Source organism: Achromobacter sp. ACM04 (assembly GCF_014851465.1).
In the GTDB taxonomy this organism is placed as follows: Bacteria; Pseudomonadota; Gammaproteobacteria; order Burkholderiales; family Burkholderiaceae_B; genus Achromobacter; species Achromobacter aegrifaciens.
On record NZ_JACUZS010000003.1, the window covers coordinates 1,036,382 to 1,052,030 of the forward strand.

Sequence of the window (15,649 nt, forward strand, 5' to 3'; positions counted from 1 at the left end):
TTATGCGTACCTGGTTCTGGACACTGCTGCTCGCCGTCGTCGCCGTCGCCCTGGCGGTGGTGCTGCGTTCGCACTCCGGCAACGTGCTGTTGCTGGTCTGGCCGTGGCGCATCAGCATGTCGCTGACGTTGGCGGTCCTGCTGATCGTCGCGGCCTTCATCGTGCTGTACGTGGGCCTGCGCCTGCTGGCGTGGCTGCTGGCCATCCCCGACCGCGTGCGGGCCTGGCGCGGCAAGCGCGCCCAGGCGCGCGACCACGAATTGCTGGAACGCGGCTGGATCGGCCTGCTGGAAGGGCGTTACACCACCGCCGAAAAAGACCTGACCAAGCTGCTGGACCAGACCAAGGTCCAGACGCGCCGCGTGCTGGCAGCCTTGTCCGCCGCCCGCGCCACGCATGGCCTGGGCGAGTTCGACCGCCGCGACCGCCTGCTGGCGATCGCGCAGGAGCAAGCCGGCACGGATGCCGGCCTGATCGAAGCCACTGCCACCGTGTCGGCCGACATGCTGCTGGACCAGGGCCGCGCCGAGCGTGCGCTGGCCGTGCTGGAGCCGCTGGCCGACGGCGGCGCGCGCCATCTGCACACCATGCGCCTGCTGCTGCGTGCGCACACCGCCCTGCATCATGACGAACAGGTGTTCACGCTGGCGCGGGGCCTGGTGCGCCGCAATGCGCTGGCCCGTTCCGAAGCCGATCAATTGATCGACGCTTCGGGCGCGGCGCGGTTGCGCGCCGCCGCCGCAGGTGGCAGCGACGCCTGGCGCGCCATTTGGAAGGATCTCAAGGCCGAGGAGCGCCTCCTGCCGGAAATCGCGCTGGCGGGCGCGGCGGCGTTCGAGGCCGCCGGCGAAACCAGCGAGGCCGCACGCGTGCTGGAAGCCGCAGTCGCCGTGAAGTTCAATCCCGCCCTGGTGGCTGCCTACGCCCGCTGCGAGGCCGAGCAGGTGTCGCGCCGGCTGGCCCGTGCCGAAACCTGGCTGCAACAGCGTCCCACCGATCCGGACCTGCTCACCGCGCTGGGCATGCTGTGCCTGAACGGCCAGCTCTGGGGCCAGGCCGAACGCTATCTGTTGCGCAGCCTGAGCCGCCGCAGCGATGCGCAGACGCATGCGCTGCTGGGCAGCCTGTACGACCGCCTGGACCGTCCCGCCGACGCAGTGCGCCACTGGCGCCTGGCAACGGCGGCCAGCATGGCGCTGCCGGTGCTGGCGGCGGATGCCGCCTTGCCGGCCGCGGACACCGGTTCGGATCCTTACCGCGTGGACGCCGAAGGCGGCTATGCGGTGGGCCTGTCCGACGTCGACAGCGACACCGAACTCGGCGGCGATTACCCCGCGCTGCCGCCGGCCGTGGCGGCGTCGGCCTCCGACTACGTGCTGGATCCGGACGCCCGCGAGAACAAAGAACAGCGCGAGCGTGCGCTGGCTCCCGAGGATGCCCCGCTGGCCGGCGGCGGCACCTCCGACATCGACGAGTACTTCGACAGCGCCCCCATCCCGGCGGCGGCTTTCGATGATCCCGTGCCCACGTACGCTCCGGCTACGCCCGCTGGGTCCAAGCCCGCGCCTGCCGCCGCGCCCGTGCCGGCTACCAAGCCGCCGTTCAAGGACGACGGCTCGATTTGAACAATCCTTCAGACACACAACAAGGTTGAATCATGAGTCTTGATCGCGTCTCCCCTGGCAAGAAGCTGCCGGAAGACTTCAACGTCATCATCGAAATCCCCATGAACGCCGACCCGGTGAAGTACGAGGTCGACAAGGACACGGGCGCGATTTTCGTTGACCGCTTCATGCTGACTGCCATGCACTACCCGTGCAACTACGGCTACATCCCGCAAACCCTGTCCGAAGACGGCGACCCCGCCGACGTGCTGGTGTTGACCCCGTTCCCGATCCAGATCGGCGCGGTCGTGCGCTGCCGCGCCATCGGCGTGCTGGAAATGGACGACGAGTCGGGCGGCGACGCCAAGCTGTTGGCCGTGCCGATCGAAAAGCTGTACCCCCCGTACCGCAACATCAAGTCCTACGAAGATCTGCCGGCGGAAGACATCTCCCGCATCCAGCATTTCTTCGAGCACTACAAGGACCTGGAAAAGGGCAAGTGGGTCAAGGTCAAGGGCTGGAAGGGCCTGGACGCCGCGCACGAGGAAATCGTCCGCAGCGCCGAGCGCTACAACAAGGCCTGATTACGGCTTCCTGGATTTGGCCGGCGCAGCGCCGCCGGCTGACGTCTTGATGCGGCGCGGCCGCGACGGCATGATGCCGATCGCCGCCGCGCCGTTGCTTTGCGGAGCCTGCAGATTGCGCGACACCTGCGCGGCCGCGATCTGGATGCGCGCCTGCAGTACCTCCAGCCGCTCGGCCGAGGTGCGCGCTTCGGCGGCGATGAACACCAGGCTGCCCACGACTTTCTGTTCGGCGCTGAAGATGGCCGAGCCTATGCCTATCAGCCCAGGGTCGACCTCGCCGTGCGACACGTAGACGCCGGCTGCGCGCAGGCGCTTGAGGTTGGCGCGGAATTCGTCCCAATCCTCCCCCAGCCCGGCTTCGCGGATTTCCGCGGCGTGCCACAGCATCAGGTTGCGCAGCTGGTACGGCGGCAGGTTGGCCAGGATGGGCTTGGCGGTGGCGCCATGGAACATGGTGTAGGGACGGCCGCGCGCGTAGCTCGATTCGATGGAATCATCGGTCCAGTAGCGGTCCACGCACATGACCTTGTCGCCGTAGTAGTTGCACAGCATCAGGTTGGCGTGCAGCTCGTCGCCGGTGGCCCGCATGACCTCGCGCGCCGCGCGCATCAGCGGATCGTGCTGGCGAAGATGGCGGTCCAGCTCGATGATGCGCGACCCCAGCACGTAGGCGCCGCCCGAGGTGGGCGCCAGCAGCCCGCTTTCGGTCAGCGACTTGAGGTAGCGGTAAGCCGTGGCGCGCGAGCAGTCCAGATGCGCCATGACGTCTTCCTGGAACGCGGCGGTGGTGTCGTCGCGAAAGAGGTCGAGGATGGACAACATGCGGTCTGGAGTGCTCATTGCGGGAGGGCGCGCCTAGTGAATGTGGAAGCCGCCATTGACGTCGACCACGATGCCGGTTGAGTAGGAGGACAGGTCCGAGGCCAGGAAAAGTATGGCCTGGGCGACTTCGGCGGGCGAGCCGAAACGCTGTAGCGGAATGCCCTGTTTGAGTTCTTGTTCCCAATTTTCGCCGAATTTTCCCAGCGTCATGTCCGTTTCGATGATGCCGGGCGCCACGCAATTGGCGCGCACCCCGCGCGGGCCGAGCTCGCGCGCCAGCGCCTTGGTGAAGCTGATGACGCCGCCCTTGGATGCGGCGTAATGCGAGCCGCCCAGCAGGCCGCCGCCGCGCAAGGCGGCGGTGGAGCCCAGGTTGACGATGGCCGGACGCCGCGCGCTTTGCAGCAATTCCGGCAGCGCCGCATGCGTGACGTTGTAGGTGCCGGTCAGGTTCACCTCCACCATGCGGCGGAACTCGTCCTCGGGCAGGTCCCAGATGCGCGTGGCCGCGACGATGCCGGCGTTGTTGACCAGCACGTCGATGCCGCCGAGCGCCTCGCGGGCGCGGGCAATCGCCGCCTCGCAGGAGGCCGAACGGGACACGTCGCAGTGCAGGTCGATGCGGCTCGCGGCCAGCGCCGCGCCGGCGCCTTCCGGATAGGCCTGGTCCAACACCGCGACCGTGGCGCCCTGGGCGATGAAGAGCTCGACGATGGCGGCGCCTATGCCACGGGGGTTGGCGCCCCCCGTGACAATGGCGCGCTTGCCGGCCAGCAGTCCAAGCGCGCCGTCCATCACGATTTCACCAGCGGGCAGGCGCCGTCCTTGAGCGGACGGAAGGCCTGTTCGGCCGGAATCTTGCGCACCAGGTTGTAGTAGTCCCAGTCGCGCTTGGATTCCGAGGGCTTCTTGACCTGAAACAGATAGAGATCGCGCATGATGCGGCCGTCCTCGCGGATGCGGCCGTTCTCGGTCATGAAGTCGTTGATGGGCGTCTCATGCATCTTCTTCAGCACCGGCTCGGACGCGTCCGTGCCCGCCGCCTTGACGGCGTTCAGGTAGTGCGTGGCGGCGCTGTAGTTGCTGGCCTGGACCATGGACGGCATGCGGCCGGTGCGTTTGAAATAACGCTCGGACCATTGCCGCGACTTGTCGTCCAGGTCCCAGTAGAAGGGTTCCACCAGGTTCAGGCCCTGCGCGTATTCCAGCCCCACGCTGCGCACGTCCACGATGCTCATGAAGAGGGCGGCCACGCGCTGCTTGCTGCCCATGATGCCGAACTCGAACGCCTGCTTGATGCTGTTGATGGTGTCGCCGCTGCCGTTGGCCAGGCCGATCACCTGGGCCTTGGAGGCCTGCGCCTGCAGCAGGAACGAGGAGAAGTCCGCGCTGGCGATCGGGTGGCGCACGCTGCCTACGACCTGGCCACCCTTGGCCTTGACCACCGCCATGGCGTCGCGCTCCAGCGAATGGCCGAAGGCGTAATCGGAAGTGATGAAGTACCAGCTCTTGCCGCCGTCTTCCATGACGCCGTTGGCCACGCCGGTGGCGTAGGCGTAGGTGTCGTAGGTCCAGTGCATGCCGTTGGGCGAGCAGGCCTTGCCGGTCAGGTCGGCGGAGCCTGCGCTGGTGAAGATCACCACGCGCTTCATCTGGCGGGTCAGGTCCTGCACCGCCAGCGCGATGGCGGAGTTGGGCACGTCCAGGATCAGGTCGACCTTGTCGTTCTCGTACCAGCGGCGCGCGGTCGCCACGCCGATGTCGACCTTGTTCTGGTGGTCGGCCGAGATCACTTCGATGGGCTTGCCCAGCACGGTGCCGCCGAAATCCTCGACGGCCATCTTCACGGCTTCCACGCCGAACTTGCCGGACAAGTCGGCCATCATGCCGGACTGGTCGCCGAGCACGCCGATCTTCACGACGTCATCGGACACCTGCGCCTGGGCGGATACGGACAGGGCGCCCAGCACGCAGGCGGCCAGGCTGTTCTTCAAACGGGTCTTCATGGGTATGTCTCCTCGGGGGCTAGTTTCTTTGCGCGCCGTCCTGTGCCGGACGGTCGCGCCGGGGCGGCTTACTCCAGCGTCTGGCCGGCGTAGGCGTCGATGAACATATTGGGTTTCAGGAAGAAGCTCAGCACCAGGGCGCCATTGGGCGCGCGCGCCACGTGCCGGTTGCCGCGCGGACGCCACACGTAGTCGCCAGCGCAGACCTCGCCTTCGGCGTCGACGATCGAGCCTTCCAGCACGAAGGTCTGTTCGACCTCCACGTGCTCATGCAGGGGCAGCTCGGTGCCGGGCTGCCAGCGGAACAGGGCGGTCAGCAAGCCGGTCTCCTTGTCCTGCATTAGCACCTTCATGTCTATGCCTTCCACTTGCGTCGGTTTCCACGGCAGATCGGCAACTTTGAGGAAGCGTGAAGCCAGGGGCGGCAAGGCGTTGGCTGCGGGGCAGCCGGGAGTTTCCAGGGCCATGATGTCTCCTACCAGAACTCTTTATGAGAGATAAAGAAAAAATCTTGTTATTGAGTGTTTAAAAATAGTCGCGTATATTGAGATTTATGTCAATCATGTTTTCGCCCGGCGCAAGCATGCAGCGACACAGGCCGGGCCAAGAAATCCGGCGCATATAAGACCAAGGAGACAAGCTTGAAACACGACTATCTGGACCGCACGTTCGGTCTGGCGGGGCGCGTCGCGCTGGTGACGGGCGCAGCAAGGGGACTGGGCTACGCCATCGCGCGGGCATTGGGCCAGGCTGGCGCCCAGGTGGTAATCAACGATCTTTCCGGCGAGGCCTGCGCGGCCGCCTGCGAGCGCCTGGCGGCCGAAGGCATCAAGGCCCACGGGGCGCCTTTCGATGTCGCCGACGAAAAGGCCGTGGCCGATGCCGTCGCGCAACTGGATAACGCAGGGCTGGCGGTCGACGTACTGGTCAGCAATGCCGGCAACCAGAACCGCAAGCCCGTGGTGGAAATGAGCTCCGCCGAATGGCAGGCCTTGCAGAACGTGCACGTCAACGGCGCCTTCCATTGCGCGCGGGCCGTGCTGCCAGGCATGGGCAAGCGCGGCTTCGGCCGCATCGTGCTGATGTCGTCCGTGGCAGGGCAGGCCACCATGCCCAACATCGCCGCCTACGCCACGGCCAAGGGCGCGATCGCGGCCTTCACGCGCGCGCTGGCGGTCGAATACGGCGCCAGCGGCATCACCTGCAATGCGCTGGCGCCCGGTTTCGTGCGCACCGATTTCACGCAGGGGCTGCAGGACAATCCGCAGTTCCAGTCCTTCCTGGCCACGGCGGTACCCGCCGGCCGCTGGGCCGCGCCGGAAGACATTGCACCCGCGGTGGTCTACCTGGCCTCGCCGGGCGCCGCGTTCGTCAACGGACACGTCCTGGCGATCGACGGCGGCCTGCTGGCCCGCATGTAGGAGCGCGCCCATGAACACCCCAGCGGTCCTGTCCGCCCAGGGATTGGTCAAGCGGTTCGGCGGCTTCAATGCCGTCGACGGCGTGTCCCTGTCCCTGCGCGAAGGCTCCATCCATGCTTTGATCGGCCCCAATGGCGCAGGCAAAACCACCTGCTTCAACCTGCTGACCAAGTTCCTCACGCCCGACGCGGGCGTCATCCACTATCGCGGCCGCGACATCACGGCGCTGGCGCCCGAGCAGATCGCGCGCCTGGGCATCGTCCGCTCGTTCCAGATATCCGCCGTGTTCCTGGGCCTGACGGCGCTGCAGAACATGCGCGTGGCGCTGATGCGCCAGCACGGCGATGGCTGGCGCTTCTGGCGCAGCCGCAGCAGCATCGACCGCCTGAACGGCCGCGCCATGGAACTGCTGGACGCGGTCGGCCTCTCCGGCCTGGCGCACACCACCGCGGCGCTGCTGCCATATGGACGCAAGCGCGCACTGGAAATCGCGATGACTCTGGCGCTGGAGCCGGAAATCATGTTGCTGGACGAGCCCATGGCGGGCCTGGGCCAGGAGGACGTGACCCGCATCGCCGCGCTGATCCGGCGCGCGTCCGCCAACCGCAGCATCCTGATGGTCGAACACAACCTGTCGGTAGTCGCGGATCTGTCCGACACCATCACGGTGCTGGCGCGCGGCGCGGTGCTGGCCGAGGGCGACTACGCCACCGTGTCGAGCGACGAGCGCGTCATCACGGCCTACATGGGCTCCGACGAGGAGGCGCACTGAGATGCTGGTTATCAAGGACCTCAACGCCTGGTACGGCGAATCCCACGTGCTGCACGGCGTGGACATGGAAGTCAGGCGCGGCGAACTCGTCACCATCCTGGGCCGCAACGGGGCGGGCAAGACGACCACGCTGCGCGCCATCATGGGCATCATGGACAAGCGGCGCGGTTCCATCCGCTTGAACGGCCAGGAGACCGTGGGCATGGCGGCGCACCGCATTCCGCGGTTGGGCGTGGTGTATTGCCCCGAAGAACGGGCCGTGTTCCGCAGCCTGGACGTGACCGAAAACCTGATGCTGCCGCCGCGCCTGGCCGATGGCGGCATGTCGCTGGACGAAATCTACACGCTGTTTCCCAACCTGCGCGAACGCAGCGCCAGTTCCGGCGGCAACCTGTCGGGCGGCGAACAGCAGATGCTGGCGATCGCGCGCATCCTGCGCACCGGCGCCCAGCTCATCCTGCTGGACGAACCCACCGAGGGCCTCGCGCCCGTCATCGTGCAGCAGATCGGGCATGCCATCCGCACCCTGAAGGAGCGGGGCTTCACCATCGTGCTGGTCGAGCAGAACTTCCGTTTCGCGACCAAGGTGGCTGACCGCCACTACGTCATGGAGCACGGCTGCGTGGTCGACCAGCTGTCGGCAGAAGAAGCGCGCAACGATCCCGAGCGGATCAAGCGCCGCCTGGGCGTCTGAGGGGAGAATCCACGTGTTCGAAATATTCGGCGTGCCGTCCACGGCACTATTCGGCCAACTGCTGCTCGGCCTGATCAACGGTTCGTTCTACGCACTGCTGTCGATCGGGCTGGCGGTGATCTTCGGCCTGTTGAACATCATCAACTTCGCCCATGGCGCGCAGTACACGGCGGGTGCATTCCTGGCCTGGATGCTGCTGAACTATCTGGGCGTGAACTACTGGGCAGCGCTGGTGCTGGTGCCTCTCATCATGGCCGTGTTCGCCATCGTGGTCGAGCGCCTGCTGATCTCGCGCACCTACCGCATGGATCACTTGTACGGGCTGTTGCTGACCTTTGGCATCGCGCTGCTGATCGAAGGCGGCCTGCGTCAGGCCTATGGCGTATCGGGGTTGCCCTACACGATACCCAAGGCGTTGTCTGGCGGCGTCAACCTGGGCTTCATGTTCCTGCCCTGGTATCGCGGCTGGGCGGTGGCGGTGTCGCTGGTGCTGTGCCTGGCCGTGTGGGTGCTGATCGAGAAGACCCGCGTGGGCGCGATGCTGCGCGCGGCCACCGAGAATCCGACGGTGGTGCGCTCCTTCGGCATCAACGTGCCGCTGCTCATCACGCTGACCTACGCGCTGGGCGTGGCGCTGGCGTCGGTGGCGGGCGTGATCGCCGCGCCGATCTACCAGGTCAGTCCGATGATGGGCTCCAACCTCGTGGTGGTGGTGTTCGCGGTGGTGGTGATCGGCGGCATGGGCTCCATCATGGGCGCCATCATCAGTGGTTTCGGGCTGGGCATCATCGAAGGCCTGACCAAGGTGTTCTATCCCGAGGCCGCCAACCTGGCGATCTTCATCATCATGGTGCTGGTGCTGCTGTGCAAGCCCGCGGGCCTGTTCGGCAAGCCGCTGCAGGTGCAGAACGTGCTGGCCGCCGAGGCCACGCGCGAGCCGGTGCAGCTGAGCCGCCGCGGCATGCGCGTGGCGATGGCGGCGCTGGCCGTGGCCGCCATCGCCGCGCCCTGGTTCATCTATCCGACCTTTCTGATGAAGGTGCTGTGCTTCGCGCTGTTTGCCGCGGCCTTCAATCTGCTGGTGGGCTACGTGGGCCTGCTGTCGTTCGGCCATGCCGCGTTCTTCGGCGCGGCCGCCTACGCGACCGGCATCGTGATGAAGCTGCTGAGCGCCACGCCCGAACTCGGCCTCCTGGCCGGGGTGCTGACGGGGGGGCTGCTGGGTCTGGCGTTTGGCGCCGTCGCGATCCGGCGCCAGGGCATCTACTTCGCGATGATCACGCTGGCGTTGTCGCAACTGGTCTATTTCATCGCGGTCCAGGCGGGCTTTACCGGCGGCGAGGACGGGCTGCAGAGTGTGCCGCGCGGCAAGCTGTTCGGCATCTTCGATCTTGAAGGCGTGATGCCGATGTATTACTTCACGTTGGCCGTGTTCGCGCTGGGCTATGCCTTCGTGCTGCGCGTGCTGAACTCGCCCTTTGGCGAGGTGATCCGTTCGGTGCGCGACAACGAGCAGCGCGCGCGCTCGCTGGGCTATTCCACTTCGCGCTACAAGCTGATGGCGTTCACGCTGTCGGCCTCGGTGGCGGGGCTGGCCGGCGGCCTGAAGGTGCTGGTGTTCGGCGTCGCGTCCTTGACGGACGTGCATTGGCACGCCAACGGCGAAGTGGTGCTGATGGCGCTGCTGGGCGGTATCGGCACGGTGTTCGGCCCGCTGGCCGGCGCGTTCACCTTCGTGTCGCTGCAGAACTACCTGGCGCCGCTGGGCTCCTGGGTGCTCATCGTCCAGGGCGCAATCTTCGTCCTCTGCGTCCTCCTGTTCCGCGACGGCATCATGGGATTGGTCTCGCGGGCCTGGCTGGCGCTTACCCGTACGAAAAAGGAATCCTGATGTACTTGCATGTCGTAATGCTGCAGCTGTCCGAGGCCGCCGACGCGCGCTTCCATGACCGCGTCCAGGGCTATTGCCAACGCATCCAGGCCGAATGCGAAGGCGTGGCGGGCTACGCCTTCCGGCCCAACGAAGCCAGCCGCTCGGACGGCCTGACCCACGCCGTGGTGGCGGCCTTTGCGGACAGCCCCGCGCATGACCGCTACCAGGTCTCGCCCGCGCACCAGGAGATGAAGGCCTACATGGCCGGCTTCATCGAGCGCCTGGTGGTGTATGACGGGGAAATTCCTACGTTCAGCTGAATGGCCCGAACCGCGCCCGGGCTCCCGGAAAGGGATAAACTCGCGGATGACTTTTCATCGTCTGGCCGCCTGCAGGGCAGGCCGCCCGCGGTAGCGGGCGCCTCGCGGGGCTGGCTGTTTTCTATTGCCGGATTCCGGCCACGTATTCTTCATAGGTCGAGTGAACATGGACTACGTATTGCCCCCTCAGCCGCCCGTCGCGGTTCCCGTTGCCGGCAGCGCCGCGCTGTTTCCGGTGCGTCGCGTCTATTGCGTCGGCCGCAATTATGCCGAACACGCCAAGGAAATGGGCTTCACGGGCCGCGAGGATCCGTTCTTCTTCTGCAAGCCGGCCGACGCCGTGCTGAGCGTGGCCGACGGCGAAACCGGCAAGATGCCGTATCCGCCCAAGACCTCCAACCTGCACTACGAAATGGAATTGGTCGTGGTGCTGGGCAAGGGCGGCCGCGACATCCCGGTCGAACAGGCCAATGAGTGTGTGTGGGGCTATGCGCTGGGCCTGGACATGACCCGCCGCGACCTGCAAGGCGAAATGAAGAAGCAGGGCCGTCCCTGGGAAATCGGCAAGGCCTTCGACCTGTCCGCGCCGCTGGGTCCGATCCATCCGCGCAGCGTCGTCGGCACCCTGGAAAAGGGCGCCATCTGGCTGGACGTGAATGGCCAGCGCAAGCAGTCCAGCGACATTTCGCAGATGCTGTGGAACATTCCTGAGAGCATTTCCTACCTGTCCGGCCTGTTCGAACTGCAACCCGGCGACCTCATCTTCACCGGCACGCCCGAAGGCGTGGGCGCCGTGCTGCAAGGCGACGTGATCACCGGCGGCGTCGAAGGCCTGGGTGAACTGCGCGTCCAGATCGTTTAAAGTACGCCCCGGATCCGTTTTCACCACTTCAGGAGCGCCAGCATGCGCAGCAAGATCGTGCTGACCGCCTTCGTCGTGTTCGGCTTCGTTCTCGCCGGTTGCAACACCGTCGCGGGCATGGGCAAGGACATGTCGAAGGCAGGCAACGCCATTACCAACGCCGCCGACAAGTAATTGCCGGGGCGGTTTTGAGAAGGCCTGAGTTGGGAGTCACGCCCCGCTCAGGCCTTTGTACGTTCAGGCGCTAGGAAGCAAGGTGTGCTTCTGCGCCCGCTATGAAAATCCTGAGTGAGAAATCGAGTTGCTCGGGCCCGTAGGTGTCGATTCCCAATGCGACGGCCTGGCGTAGCCGTGAATAGGACTTTCCATCGACCGAATCCAGCCATTTCTGAAGCTGGCGAGGTCTGGTGCGATCGACCGCTGACCTGGCCTGCCAGATATCCTTCACATGGCCAACGCAGAGGGCGGCCAGCAGCACGGCCAGGCGCACCGCGGCCGCTTCGCTGAAGCCCGCCCGATTCAGCTGTTCGAGCAATTCCTCGGTCGGCAGCAGGTTCCAGCTCATCAGCTCGGAATCGTCAAAGCGAAGATGTTCCGCCAATCCCCCCATGGCGACGGCTGCGTCGACCAGGTGGGTCGCGTAGGTCCTGCATGCGTCTTGCCATGTGGCCGCGTGAGCGATGTCGGCGCTGCTGAAGCTGGCCGTCAGCGTGTCCTTTGCGACGAGCGCCAGCAGCGTCTGGCGATCCTTCACGTGATAGTTGAGCGCCTTCCGGTCCACATTGAGCGCATCCGCCAGTGCCTGCATCGACAATTTGTCGTGACCGATGCGCCTTGCCGCCCGCAAGATCCGGTCCAGATCAAGGCCGGCTCGTTCTCCTCTTCCGCGCTCAACTTCCCCTAAAACGTCTTTTTTCATCGTCTTTTCGGCGTGATGTTTGGTCAACAAGCAGGCCGCCTCAAGTCTGCTTGAGCGCGGAAAGCATGGCACATCCTGCGGAAAACCCTGCTTGACCTCAGTTGATCGTAACACTAACTTCAACGCCATATTCCCGGCCGGGAATATGGCGTTGAAGAGGCGGGATGCTGATCAGAGGGTGCATGGATCGCTGCCAACAACGTCGTGACCAGCAGCAGGCTGCACGGAATGGAGGTGGTTCGCCCAGTGATCAACTTTCGACACCGGTCGGCATGAAATATCTCAATTGGCCCCAAGCCTGGAGCATCCGGGCCGGGCTATTGAGACGGCTGCGGACGCGCTATCGGGATGCCTCCCCTCCCTGAATTCTTGCATCGACCATGACCTATGCGTACATGCCCGATTGTTATGTCTAAACAATCCAGATTTTTCAGAGAACCAGCGAGAAATCCGGGATTGAAGGAGGCCGCGTGCCAAACCAGATCATCAATTCGCGCCAGGTCAAAGTGCCGGCGCACTCGATCGTGTCGATCTTTACCGCCATGGGGGCGATTGCATGGGACTGCAATGCCTCTGAATCCCGAACGGGGCTCGAGCGCGGAACCGTCGCTCAGCTACGGCCCTCATCCGAGGCCTCGGTCGCGGAATCCGCGCCGCCGCCTGCGTCTGATTTTGCGTCTCTTGAGCGCCTGATGGAGCAGGGCGCGCTGGTCCGGATTCCGTCGATTCGAGACACAGTGCTGCGGGATGCCGGCGGATTTCGTTCCGACCTGGCGCGGCACGGGATAGGTTTTCAGATAGTCAGCTTGAACTCCGCGGCTTACGACCTCAAAGGCGGAAACCCGAGGACGCATCGCAAGCAGTCGTACAACGGCCAGGTTCCCACCGTCGCGGAGACACAGCAGCTTGTCCTGACTTATGACCTGGGTCAGCACGGAAACGATCAAAGCCAGTTGATTTTCAGCGCCATGACGGGGCACGCGAGCTGGGCGCCGAAGGGGCCTTCGGCGGACATTGCGCTGAGCCGGCTGGCGTACTTCACCACATTCAACAACCGTCAGTGGGAGTTGAAGGCAGGCTATCTCAGCAATGCCCTGGAGTTCGTGGGCTTGTACGTTGGCGGTTCGTTGGCGGTCGGCGCGCAAGGGATGAATGCCATCATTCCCTTTCAGGTCGGCCTGTCACGCCTGCCTTTCGCCACCCCGGGCGTAAACGTGACCTACAACGGCTCTGGCGGCTTCTACAACAAGACCGGAATTCAGCGCAGCATAAGCCCCTATGGAGCAGAGGCCGAAGAGTCGGAACATCAGCATGGGCTGAAGTGGAAAACGCCGGGAAGCGGGTGGTTGGCGATCAACGAAACCGGAGTGAAGCAGCAAGCAAGTCCCGACAACCCTTCGAGATGGTTTCGGATCGGGGGGATTTTCAATACGTCCGACTACGCCAGGTTCGATTCCCGCCAGCGCAGCTCGAACAACTACGCGCTCTATGCCGCGGGAGACCAGCAGATTTCGCGGCTGACGCCCAACTCCTCGTCTGCGCAGGGATGGTACGCCGGCCTTTCCTTGCACCTTGCTCCCGCGGATCAGAATCTGTACACCAAGTTCGTGGAGGCCAGGCTATATACGATAGGGACGTTTCCATCGCGACCCTATGACATGCTATCCGCCACGGTCACCTGGTCGGATTTCAGCGATACCGCGAAGGACGCGTTCGGCAAGCGGGGCGTGGACACGGCCAACTCGAGCAGTGCGGCCATGGTGTCCTACATGGCGCGCCTCTATCCCGGCGTCTATCTGAGCACGGGACTCAGCTACATCCGATCCCCGTCATTCGTGCCCGTGGACAACAATGCCTTGAATTTTCTGGTGGGGTTCAACATGTTCATGTAAGGGGGCATTCTTCCCTTCCACCCCATGGCCATCTTTACCTATATGGGGACTGCCAAAAAAAACGCCCGATGAGATTCATCGGGCGTTCATTCCTTGGGCCGAGCCTGCGCTGGTCGCCTGCGGCAGGAGGCGCATGGGGGGCGAGGCCTACAGCACATCTCCAGCATAGTCGGCCAGGCGCGAACGCTCGCCGCGCTGCAGGGTGACATGCCCCGAATGCGGCCAGCCCTTGAAGCGGTCGACCACGAAGGTCAGGCCGGAACTGCCTTCGGTCAGGTAGGGCGTATCGATCTGGGCAATGTTGCCCAGGCAAATCACCTTGGTGCCCGGGCCCGCGCGCGTGACCAGCGTCTTCATCTGCTTGGGCGTCAGGTTCTGCGCCTCGTCGATGATCAGGTACTTGTTCAGGAAGGTGCGGCCGCGCATGAAGTTCAGGGACTTGACCTTGATGCGCGAACGGATCAGATCCATGGTGGCGGCGCGCCCCCAGTCCCCGTTGCCTTCGCCTTCGCCCATGTTCAGGACGTCCAGGTTGTCTTCCAGGGCGCCCATCCAGGGCAGCATCTTCTCTTCTTCCGTACCCGGCAGGAAACCGATGTCTTCCCCGACCGGCACCGTGACGCGGGTCATGATGATTTCGGTGTAGCGCTTGGTTTCCAGCACCTGGGTGATGCCCGCGGCCAGCGCCAGCAGCGTCTTGCCCGTGCCCGCCTGGCCCAGCAGCGACACGAAGTCGCACTCCGGATTCATCAGCAGGTTCATGGCGAAGTTCTGCTCGCGGTTGCGCGCGGTGATGCCCCAGACGTTGTTCTTGCCGTGGGTGTAGTCGCGCAGCGTGGCCAGCACCGCCATCTTGCCGCTGACCTCGCGCACCTGCGCGTACAGCGGCATCTGGCCTTCGAAGTAGACGAACTGGTTGACCACGAACTGCGAGCACAGCGGGCCATGGATGCGGTAGAAGGTGGTGCCGCCCTGTTGCCAGGATTCCACGTCCTTGCCGTGCTTGTTCCAGAAGTCCTCGGGCAGCTGCATCACGCCCGAGTACATCAGGTCCGAGTCCTCCATGACATGGTCGTTGAAGTAGTCTTCAGCGGCCATGCCCAGCGCGCGCGCCTTCAGGCGCATGTTGATGTCCTTGGACACCAGCACGACTTCGCGCTGCGGGTACTTTTCCTGCAGGGCGCGCACGACGCCCAGGATCTGGTTGTCGGCCTTGCCCATGGGCAGGTCGGACGGCAGCGTGCTGTGGATCGCGGTCGTCTGGAACATCAGGCGGCCGGTGGCGTCCTTGTTGCCCAGCTTGGTCAGCTCCAGGCCTTCGTCCAGCTGGGTCGCGTCCTGCACCAGCGCGTCCAGCGAACGGCTGACCTGGCGCGCGTTGCGCGCCACTTCCGACATGCCCTTCTTCTGATGGTCCAGCTCTTCGAGCGTCATCATCGGCAGGAAGATGTCGTGCTCTTCGAAGCGGAACAGGGAACTGGGATCGTGCAGCAGCACGTTGGTGTCCAGCACGAACAGCTTGCGCGGTTCGTTCTGGGCGCGGGCTTTGGTGCGCTTGGCGGGCGCCGGCTTGGCGCGGCGCGTTTCGGCGCGCGCAGCGGGAGCGGCTGGCGCCGGCGGCGGCACCTGGCGGGCGGGCGCGGGGATCTGCGCCTTGCGGGCCGGTGCGGCCAGGCCTTCAAGTTCGGGCTGGACGAGGAGCTCGTCTTCGTTGTCCTCGGCGAGGACTGCCTGGGTACTGGACCGCGCAGCGGCGGTCTTGGTGCTGCGGGCCTGCGCCCGGGCGGATTCGCCCGAGGGGAAGGTCAGGATGGCTGCGGGACGGGTGGGCAACTTCGGAAGCGGCATATTTGTCACTCTCCAGTGTGGGCCGGCTA

The 15,649-nt window shown here is 65.0% G+C and carries 16 protein-coding genes; 10 read left to right on the forward strand and 6 right to left on the reverse strand.

Annotated elements, in window-relative coordinates; genetic code table 11:
• Window positions 1-2: 2 nt before the first annotated feature.
• Together IB259_RS21115 and ppa are read left to right on the forward strand one after the other, a co-directional pair.
• Window positions 3-1,625 carry a heme biosynthesis HemY N-terminal domain-containing protein gene (locus IB259_RS21115; protein ID WP_192330050.1) on the forward strand — a complete coding sequence of 541 codons (1,623 nt, stop codon included), beginning with the start codon at window positions 3-5 and terminating at the stop codon, window positions 1,623-1,625.
• A gap of 32 nt (window positions 1,626-1,657) precedes the next feature.
• The gene (gene ppa, locus IB259_RS21120; protein WP_013392552.1) at window positions 1,658-2,188 is read left to right on the forward strand and encodes an inorganic diphosphatase; all 531 of its coding nucleotides are present in this window, start codon (window positions 1,658-1,660) and stop codon (window positions 2,186-2,188) included.
• Here the strand turns inward: ppa and IB259_RS21125 are convergent, their stop codons facing one another.
• From IB259_RS21125 to IB259_RS21140, 4 genes are all read right to left on the reverse strand, one after another.
• Window positions 2,189-3,031: an IclR family transcriptional regulator gene (locus IB259_RS21125; protein WP_054451066.1), complete on the reverse strand. Its 843-nt coding sequence runs from the start codon at window positions 3,029-3,031 to the stop codon at window positions 2,189-2,191. It lies immediately after the preceding gene.
• Between the two features lie 15 nt (window positions 3,032-3,046).
• Window positions 3,047-3,808 carry an SDR family NAD(P)-dependent oxidoreductase gene (locus tag IB259_RS21130; protein ID WP_054451067.1) on the reverse strand — a complete coding sequence of 254 codons (762 nt, stop codon included), beginning with the start codon at window positions 3,806-3,808 and terminating at the stop codon, window positions 3,047-3,049.
• Window positions 3,808-5,019, reverse strand: coding sequence for an ABC transporter substrate-binding protein (locus IB259_RS21135; protein ID WP_192330051.1), 1,212 nt, complete (start codon window positions 5,017-5,019; stop codon window positions 3,808-3,810). Before IB259_RS21135 ends, IB259_RS21130 begins: the two co-directional genes overlap by 1 nt.
• 68 nt (window positions 5,020-5,087) lie before the next feature.
• Complete coding sequence (locus IB259_RS21140) at window positions 5,088-5,486, reverse strand: cupin domain-containing protein (protein WP_054451069.1); 399 nt, start codon at window positions 5,484-5,486, stop codon at window positions 5,088-5,090.
• A gap of 174 nt (window positions 5,487-5,660) precedes the next feature.
• Between IB259_RS21140 and IB259_RS21145 the strand changes: the two genes are divergently transcribed.
• From IB259_RS21145 to IB259_RS21175, 7 genes are all read left to right on the forward strand, one after another.
• Window positions 5,661-6,440, forward strand: a complete 780-nt coding sequence (locus IB259_RS21145; protein WP_054451070.1) for an SDR family NAD(P)-dependent oxidoreductase — start codon at window positions 5,661-5,663, stop codon at window positions 6,438-6,440.
• A gap of 10 nt (window positions 6,441-6,450) precedes the next feature.
• Entirely contained in the window at window positions 6,451-7,212 is a 762-nt protein-coding gene (locus IB259_RS21150) for an ABC transporter ATP-binding protein (protein ID WP_054451071.1), read from the forward strand.
• A gap of 1 nt (window position 7,213) precedes the next feature.
• On the forward strand, window positions 7,214-7,906 hold the full coding sequence (locus IB259_RS21155) for an ABC transporter ATP-binding protein (protein ID WP_054451072.1): 693 nt from the start codon (window positions 7,214-7,216) through the stop codon (window positions 7,904-7,906).
• 13 nt (window positions 7,907-7,919) lie between these two features.
• Window positions 7,920-9,797, forward strand: coding sequence for an ABC transporter permease (locus IB259_RS21160; protein WP_119450536.1), 1,878 nt, complete (start codon window positions 7,920-7,922; stop codon window positions 9,795-9,797).
• A complete protein-coding gene (locus tag IB259_RS21165) occupies window positions 9,797-10,099 on the forward strand; it encodes a Dabb family protein (RefSeq protein WP_192330052.1) in 303 nt (100 codons plus the stop codon). The genes IB259_RS21160 and IB259_RS21165 overlap by 1 nt, the downstream gene beginning before the upstream one ends.
• Before the next feature lie 166 nt (window positions 10,100-10,265).
• A complete protein-coding gene (locus tag IB259_RS21170) occupies window positions 10,266-10,961 on the forward strand; it encodes a fumarylacetoacetate hydrolase family protein (protein WP_054451075.1) in 696 nt (231 codons plus the stop codon).
• Between the two features lie 42 nt (window positions 10,962-11,003).
• The gene (locus tag IB259_RS21175) at window positions 11,004-11,135 is read left to right on the forward strand and encodes an entericidin A/B family lipoprotein (protein ID WP_042792660.1); all 132 of its coding nucleotides are present in this window, start codon (window positions 11,004-11,006) and stop codon (window positions 11,133-11,135) included.
• A gap of 70 nt (window positions 11,136-11,205) precedes the next feature.
• Here the strand turns inward: IB259_RS21175 and IB259_RS21180 are convergent, their stop codons facing one another.
• Window positions 11,206-11,910 (reverse strand): TetR/AcrR family transcriptional regulator C-terminal domain-containing protein, encoded by a 705-nt coding sequence (locus IB259_RS21180; protein WP_119450535.1) that lies wholly within the window; start codon window positions 11,908-11,910, stop codon window positions 11,206-11,208.
• Between the two features lie 440 nt (window positions 11,911-12,350).
• On the opposite strand from IB259_RS21180, the gene IB259_RS31250 reads away from it, so the two are divergent.
• Complete coding sequence (locus tag IB259_RS31250; protein WP_125470877.1) at window positions 12,351-13,772, forward strand: carbohydrate porin; 1,422 nt, start codon at window positions 12,351-12,353, stop codon at window positions 13,770-13,772.
• A gap of 147 nt (window positions 13,773-13,919) precedes the next feature.
• Here the strand turns inward: IB259_RS31250 and IB259_RS21190 are convergent, their stop codons facing one another.
• Window positions 13,920-15,620, reverse strand: a complete 1,701-nt coding sequence (locus IB259_RS21190; RefSeq protein WP_054451078.1) for a PhoH family protein — start codon at window positions 15,618-15,620, stop codon at window positions 13,920-13,922.
• Window positions 15,621-15,649 lie beyond the last annotated feature (29 nt).